Annotated in this window: 2 protein-coding genes and 1 pseudogene; 1 reads left to right on the plus strand and 2 read right to left on the minus strand. The window is 35.3% G+C overall.

What is annotated here, in order from left to right:
- Positions 1-166: pseudogene (locus V7137_RS30890) on the minus strand (YmaF family protein); the annotation flags it as partial.
- A 13-nt stretch (positions 167-179) separates the two neighbouring features.
- On the minus strand, positions 180-356 hold the full coding sequence (locus tag V7137_RS22190; protein ID WP_335700086.1) for a hypothetical protein: 177 nt from the start codon (positions 354-356) through the stop codon (positions 180-182).
- A 257-nt stretch (positions 357-613) separates the two neighbouring features.
- Here V7137_RS22190 and V7137_RS22195 point away from each other — a divergent pair.
- The coding region (locus V7137_RS22195; RefSeq protein WP_335700085.1) for a cation diffusion facilitator family transporter at positions 614-1051 on the plus strand (438 nt) is incomplete at its 3' end.

The following is a 1051-nucleotide window of genomic DNA, read 5'->3' on the forward strand; positions in this document are numbered from 1 at the left end:
CCTCTGTATAATGAATATGATTTTGATCCTGTGTCTGGATCGGAGGCGAAGTAACATCTAAGCACTGATGAACATGCCCTCCCTCTACAGAAGTATAATCAACAGAACCATGATTATGGTTTGGCACAAAACCTTGAATAAAATCTTCTTTGCCTACCTTAGCCACTACCCCACCTCATTTACTTTTTTGATATATAAATACCGTTTAACCAAAATCTGTTTTCTGTAAGTGAGCGATCTACAAATAACTGTTCAATTAGCGATTCAGGTCTTGCTGCAAATGTTTCAGGAGCAACTAACATCTGATTGAACTGGTCGAAATTTACATGACCAGGGAGTTGAGGCTGATTTTGCATTAGAAACCTCCTGTAATTTGCCTTATTAATCATGATATTAGTTGATTAACTAGAATATGTTTTGGACAAGAAATCAATTTTTTAATGTATTGAGGTCAGATAAAAACCAAATAGTACTTCTCTGTTCCTACATTTGTTTCCTTAAGAAAACTTTTTTTCACTTCTTTTACATAGTTAGAAGGATGACAAAAGGTTTCTCTAGACCCACTTGATATTTTTGTTCCATAATAAATATAGAGATAAAGTGGGTGAAAATTTTGGAGGAACAAGCTTATTTGGATTTAAAAAAAGGAGAACGAGGAGCAATAATCAGTATTATTGCTTATATTTGCTTGTCAGCATTAAAATTAATGGTTGGATTTATGGCGAATTCTGAAGCCTTAAAGGCAGATGGATTAAACAATGCAACAGATATAATTGCCTCAATAGCCGTACTGGTTGGTCTAAAATTATCTCAGCGGCCCGCTGATGATGATCATCCTTATGGGCACTGGAAAGCTGAGACAGTGGCCTCAATGGTGGCTTCTTTTATCATGTTGGCTGTTGGACTCCAAGTGACGTTCGAAGCGATTACCAGTATTTTTAATAAAAAAAATGAATCTCCAGATTTAGTCTCAGCATGGACAGGCCTATTTTGTGCGTTAGTTATGTATGGTATTTATCGCTATAATAAAAAATTAGCAAATGATACAAAA

This window comes from Neobacillus drentensis, assembly GCF_036962765.1.
GTDB classification, from domain to species: domain Bacteria; phylum Bacillota; class Bacilli; order Bacillales; family Cytobacillaceae; genus Neobacillus; species Neobacillus drentensis_C.

What these genes read in the sequence shown, in the direction of transcription:
- V7137_RS22190 (WP_335700086.1), bottom strand. Translation starts at nt 356, where the DNA reads ATGCAAAATCAGCCTCAACTCCCTGGTCATGTAAATTTCGACCAGTTC.